Source organism: Streptomyces sp. (genome assembly GCF_035644915.1).
Taxonomy (GTDB): Bacteria; Actinomycetota; Actinomycetes; order Streptomycetales; family Streptomycetaceae; genus Streptomyces.
On the sequence record NZ_DASQNP010000091.1, the window covers coordinates 24,900 to 30,899 of the forward strand.

General features: G+C 74.0%; 4 protein-coding genes. 2 read left to right on the forward strand and 2 right to left on the reverse strand.

Translation table 11 applies throughout. The features are described 5' to 3' along the window. Positions 1–78: 78 nt before the first annotated feature. Both VE546_RS11230 and VE546_RS11235 read left to right on the forward strand, forming a co-directional pair. A complete protein-coding gene (locus VE546_RS11230; protein WP_324921182.1) occupies positions 79–2,112 on the forward strand; it encodes an acetoacetate--CoA ligase in 2,034 nt (677 codons plus the stop codon). A 75-nt stretch (positions 2,113–2,187) separates the two neighbouring features. After that, positions 2,188–3,171 (forward strand): hypothetical protein, encoded by a 984-nt coding sequence (locus tag VE546_RS11235; protein WP_324921184.1) that lies wholly within the window; start codon positions 2,188–2,190, stop codon positions 3,169–3,171. 104 nt (positions 3,172–3,275) lie between these two features. Here VE546_RS11235 and ptsP read toward each other — a convergent pair whose 3' ends face one another. Both ptsP and VE546_RS11245 read right to left on the reverse strand, forming a co-directional pair. Then, a complete protein-coding gene (gene ptsP / locus VE546_RS11240; RefSeq protein WP_324921186.1) occupies positions 3,276–4,946 on the reverse strand; it encodes a phosphoenolpyruvate--protein phosphotransferase in 1,671 nt (556 codons plus the stop codon). 101 nt (positions 4,947–5,047) lie between these two features. Beyond that, positions 5,048–5,497: a PTS glucose transporter subunit IIA gene (locus tag VE546_RS11245; protein WP_324921187.1), complete on the reverse strand. Its 450-nt coding sequence runs from the start codon at positions 5,495–5,497 to the stop codon at positions 5,048–5,050. Positions 5,498–6,000 lie beyond the last annotated feature (503 nt).

The following is a 6,000-nucleotide window of genomic DNA, read 5'->3' on the forward strand; positions in this document are numbered from 1 at the left end:
CCCCCGGCCACCATCCCAGGGGCCGGACCGTACGCGGAGGCGACGCACACGACGCGTGGAGACAGCCCGGGAGCCGCCATGACCGCAGCGCACAGCGCCGCACCGACGACCGCAGACCAGCCGGACCGGCCCGAACCCCTGTGGCGGCCCGGCCCCGACCGGATCGAGGGTGCCCGGCTGACCCGCTTCCAGGCGTGGGCCGCCGAACGCTTCGGCGCCCCGGCCGCCGTGCCCGGCGACCCGGTGGCGAGCTACGCCGCCCTGCACCGCTGGTCCGTCGGGGAACCGGCCGCCTTCTGGAAGGCGGTCACCGAGTGGTTCGACGTGCGGTTCGCCACCCCCTACGAGACCGTCCTGGCCGACCGCGCCATGCCCGGCGCCCGCTGGTTCCCCGGCGCCACCCTCAACTACGCCGAGCACGCCCTGCGCGCCGGCGAGGACCCCGCCCGCGCGGACGCCCCCGCCCTGCTGCACGTCGACGAGACCCACGAACCCAGGCCCGTCACCTGGGCCGAGCTGCGCCGCCAGGTCGGCTCCCTCGCCGCCGAACTCCGCCGCCTCGGCGTACGTCCCGGCGACCGCGTCAGCGGCTACCTGCCCAACATCCCCCAGGCCGCCGTCGCCCTGCTGGCCACCGCCGCCGTCGGCGGCGTGTGGACCTCCTGCGCCCCCGACTTCGGCGCCCGCAGCGTCCTGGACCGCTTCCAGCAGGTCGAACCCGTCGTCCTGTTCGCCGTCGACGGCTACCGCTACGGCGGCAGGGAACACGACCGCACCCAGGTCGTCGCCGAACTCCGCCGCGAACTGCCCAGCCTGCGCGCCGTCGTCCACGTCCCCCTGCTGGGCACCCCCGCCCCCGAGGACGCCCTGGAGTGGGACGCCCTCACCGCCGCCGACACCGAGCCGGTCTTCGAGCACGTCCCCTTCGACCACCCGCTGTGGGTGCTCTACTCCTCCGGCACCACCGGCCTGCCCAAGGCCATCGTCCAGTCCCAGGGCGGCATCCTCGTCGAACACCTCAAGCAGCTCGGCCTGCACTGCGACCTCGGGCCCGACGACCGCTTCTTCTGGTACACCTCCACCGGCTGGATGATGTGGAACTTCCTCGTCTCCGGCCTGCTGACCGGCACCACCGTCGTCCTCTACGACGGCAGCCCCGGCCACCCCGACACCGCCGCCCAGTGGCGGGTGGCCGAACGCACCGGCACCACCCTCTTCGGCACCTCCGCCGCGTACGTCATGGCCTGCCGGAAGGCCGGCGTCCACCCCGGCCGCGACCTCGACCTCTCCCGGGTGAAGTGCGTCGCCACCACCGGCTCCCCGCTCCCGCCCGACGGCTTCCGCTGGATCCACGACGAGGTCGCCGAGGACCTGTGGATCGCCTCCGTCAGCGGCGGCACCGACGTGTGCAGTTGCTTCGCGGGCGCCGTCCCCACCCTCCCCGTCTACGTCGGCGAGCTCCAGGCCCCCTGCCTGGGCACCGACCTGCAGTCCTGGGACCCGGAGGGCAAGCCGCTCGTCGACGAGGTCGGCGAACTGGTCGTCACCAACCCCATGCCGTCGATGCCGATCCGCTTCTGGAACGACCCCGACGGATCGCGCTACCGCGAGAGCTACTTCGAGATGTTCCCCGGAGTGTGGCGGCACGGCGACTGGACCACCCTCACCTCGCGCGGCACCGTGATCATCCACGGCCGCTCCGACTCCACCCTCAACCGGCAGGGCGTCCGCATGGGCTCCGCCGACATCTACGAGGCCGTCGAACGCCTCCCCGAGATCCGCGAGTCCCTCGTCATCGGCGTCGAACAGCCCGACGGCGGCTACTGGATGCCCCTGTTCGTGCACCTCGCCGAGGGCGCCGTCCTCGACGACGACCTGCGCGACCGCATCAAGCGGACCATCCGCGAACAGCTCTCGCCCCGGCACGTCCCCGACGAGATCATCGAGGTCAAGGGCGTTCCCCACACCCTCACCGGCAAGCGCCTGGAGGTCCCGGTCAAGCGCCTGCTCCAGGGCGCCGACCTCGACAAGGCGGTCAACCCGGGTTCGGTCGACAACGTCGAACTGCTCCGCTTCTACGAGGGCCTGGCCCGCGAACGCCTCACCTCCTGAACCGCCGTCCGACCCCGTTGTCAGCCCCCTCGGTTACGGTGAGTGACCACATGGCCGCACCACCGAGGGGGAGACATGGCACGCACCAGGAACGGCGACCACCGCAGCGGCCGGGACGTCCGGCAGCGCCGGACGGGCCCGCGCAGGCTCCGTCCGGCGACCGCCCGCCGGGCCCTGCGCCGCGAGGCGCCCAGCACGGTCGCCGTCGTGGCCGACCCGGCCGGCTTCGCGGCCATGCGCCGCTACACCACCTTCGCCTTCGACGACCACCGGGCGTACCTGCGGCAGACGGAAGGACTGCTGCGCTCGCTCACCGCTCAGGGCGTCCACACCCGCGTCGGCCTCTTCGACCCGGACGACTACGAACACTTCTGCGCCCAGGAGCGGATCGACCCGGACACCCCGGACAGCCGCACGCGCTACGTCGCGGAGATCGCGGCGACCGGAGCCACCGTGCGGTACCGCGGCCAGCCCATCGACCGGCTGCTCCCCCTGCTGCTCGACGGCTGGGAGTGCCAGGACGCCTGGGAACGGGCCACCGACGCGCTCACCGGCCTGGGCCCCTGCGCCGACTGCGGGGAGGACCTCGGCCGGGCGGCGTTCGACGAGGCCACGAAGGCCCTCGACCGGATCCTCGCCGCCGCCGGCCCCGGCACCCACCACCTGGTGTGCAGCATCAGCGGGGAGACCGGGCCCCTGGTCGCGGTCGCCCACCTCGAACGCCCGCCGCACGACGCCCCCTCGGCGGCCCGGGCGGCCACCGAGGAGGACGGGGGACTGGTCTTCCGCACCGTGCTCGCCGCGGGCCTCGCCACCCGGGCCCCCGGAGGGGTGGTGATGCGCACCGCCCGGGACGGACGCGAGGAGGTGCGCGGCTGGAGCCTGAGCGGCGGCTGGCTCCGCCCGCTCACCGAGGCCGAGGTCTTCTCCGCCTACTGCACGGACGCGCGCACGGGCGAACCGGTCCCGCCCGAACCGGGCCTCACCTACAGCGCGGGCTTCCCGCTGCCCCGCCCCGGAACGGGCGGCACGGGAGAGCGGGACGGGGAAGGCCACTGACCCCGCGCACCCGGTGCCGTGCCGCCCCGGCGCGGGGCGGGGCGGCACGGCACCGCGCCCGTCCTCCGACGCCGGTGGCCCCGCCGGCCGTTCCCCGGCGCCGGCTACTCCCCGGACAGCACCGCCCGCGCGGCGGCCCGCGCCTCCTCGCCGCTGTCCGAGGCACGGGCGGCGGCCGCCGCCCGCTCGCACTGGGCCATCGTCTGCCTGGCCAGCACGGCACGCACCTGGGGAATGGCCGTGGGCCCCATGGACAGGCTCGTGACACCCAGCCCGGCCAGTACGCAGGCGAGCAGCGGATCGGCGGCGGCCTCACCGCAGACCCCACAGCTCTTGCCCTCCGCCCGGGCCGCCTCCGCGGCCATCGCCACCAAGTCGAGCAGCGCGGGCTGCCACGGGTCCTGGTAGCGCGCGAGGGCACCGACCTGCCGGTCGGCCGCGAAGGCGTACTGCGCCAGGTCGTTGGTGCCCAGCGACAGGAACTCCACCTCCTGGAGCACCGCACGGGCCCGCAGCGCCGCCGAGGGCACCTCCACCATCGCGCCGATCCTCGCCCGCAGCCCGGCCTCCCGGCAGGCGTCGGCGAACGCCCTGGCGTCGGCCCGGTCGGCGACCATCGGCGCCATGACCTCCAGGTACACCGGCAACCCCTTGGCGGCCCGGGCGAGCGCCGCCAACTGCGTCCGCAGCACCTCGGGGTGGCCGAGCAGCGCCCGCAGCCCCCGCACGCCCAGCGCCGGATTGGGCTCCTCGCCCGGGCCGAGGAAGCCCAGCGGCTTGTCCGCGCCCGCGTCCAGCACCCGCACCACGACGCGTCCGTCCGGGAACGCCTCCAGCACCTGCCGGTACACCTCGGCCTGCTTCTTCTCCGACGGGGCCTTCCGGCTGTCGTCGAGGAACAGGAACTCCGTGCGGAACAGGCCGACGCCCTCGGCGCCCGCCTCCACCGCGGCCGCCACGTCCCCCGGCCCGCCGATGTTGGCGAGCAACGGCACCTTGTACCCGTCGGAGGTCGCGCCCGGACCGGTGGTGGCCGCGAGTGCCGCCCTCCGCCTCTCGGCGATCCCGGTCAGCACCTTCCGCCGCTCCGGGCCCGGATCCACCGTGACCTGCCCCGTGCTGCCGTCCACCGCGACGACCGTGCCCTCGGCCAGTCCGGCGGCGCCCCGCAGTGCCACCACCGCGGGCACGCCCAGGGCCCGGGCCAGGATGGCGGTGTGACTGGTCGGCCCGCCCTCCTCGGTCACGAAGCCGAGGACGAGCGAGGGATCGAGCAGGGCGGTGTCGGCGGGCGCCAGGTCACGCGCGACCAGTACGTACGGCTCGTCGCTCTCCGGCACTCCCGGCATCGGCACCCCGAGCAGCCGCGCGACGACGCGGTTCCGCACGTCGTCCAGGTCCGCGACCCGCCCGGCCAGGTACTCGCCGGCCTCGGCGAGCAGCGCGCGGTAGGAGGCGAAGGCGTCGTACACCGCCCGTGCGGCGGTGCTGCCCACGGCGATGCGCCGCTCCACGTCCGCCATCAGCTCCGGGTCCTGGGCCATCATGGCCTGGGCCTCCAGCACGGCCTGGGCCTCACCGCCCGCCAGCTTCCCCCGTGCGACCAGGTCGGCGGCCACGGCCTCCACGGCCTGGTGCGCCCTGTTCCGTTCGCGCGGCACCTCGTCCGGGGGGATCTGCCCGGCCGGGGGCTCCAGCACCGCGGTGCCCATCTGCCGCACCTCGCCGATCGCCACCCCGTGACTCACCCCGACGCCTTGAAGCGTTGTCTCCATCTCACCCGTCTCCGGTCGATTCCGTCTCGTAGGTGCGGTGCGCGTCCGCCGCGCGTCTCCATCGCGCGCGAACGCCTCGCCGCCGGCGCGGGGGCAGTGGGTCACCGCCAGGTGAACAGCGTGCCGCCGGGCGGTACGTCGGCGTCCTCGACCACGTCGTCCAGTGCGTCGGGAGTGGCTTCCAGCGCGACCACCGGGCACACCGGCGACTTGCCCGCGGCCTCCACCTCGACCGGGTTCCAGCGGACGATCGGATCACCGCGGCGCACGGTGTCGCCCTTGGCCGCCAGCAGCTCGAAGCCCTGGCCGTTCAACTGCACCGTGTCGATGCCGAGGTGGGTCAGCACGCCGTGCCCCTCGTCGTCCACCACCACGAAGGCGTGCGGATGCAGCGAGACGATGATGCCGTCGACGGGGGCGACGGCGACGGACGGCTCGCGGACCGGGTCGACGGCGGTTCCGGGCCCCACCATCAGGCCGGAGAACACCGGGTCGGGTACGGCCGCGAGGCCGATGGCGCGCCCGGCCAGCGGGGACGTCACGGTGGTCATGGAGTGCCTCCCGAGGGCGGGGATCGAGCGGTCGCCGTCGCCGCGTGCCCGGACCGGCGCGCTGATCGGGCGTACTGATCAAAAGCGTAGGACATGGGACGAGCCGGTTCCGTGAGCGCACGCGCGGCGGCCTGTCCGGGGTCCGCCGAATCGATTTGCCTCTCTTCCCGGCCACCCTGTACCCTCGTACCTCCGTCGGGCGCCGATGGCGTCGACGACACCCGACCAATCGTCTCTCCGGCTAATCCGGATCGGTTCTGCGTGTTCGCAGCCAAACCGAATTTCGGATTCCAGCGGAAGGGCTGATAGAGTCGGGAACACCGAAGGGAAGCGCCCGGAGGGGCCCCGGGAGGGGTGCCGAAGGAAGCGTCCGTTCCTTGAGAACTCAACAGCGTGCCAAAAGTCAACGCCAGATATGTTGATGCCCCGTCCCGGGACCGTTTGCCGGTCTCGGTACGAGGTTCCTTTGAAACACACACAGCGAGGACGCTGGGCACCCCCGG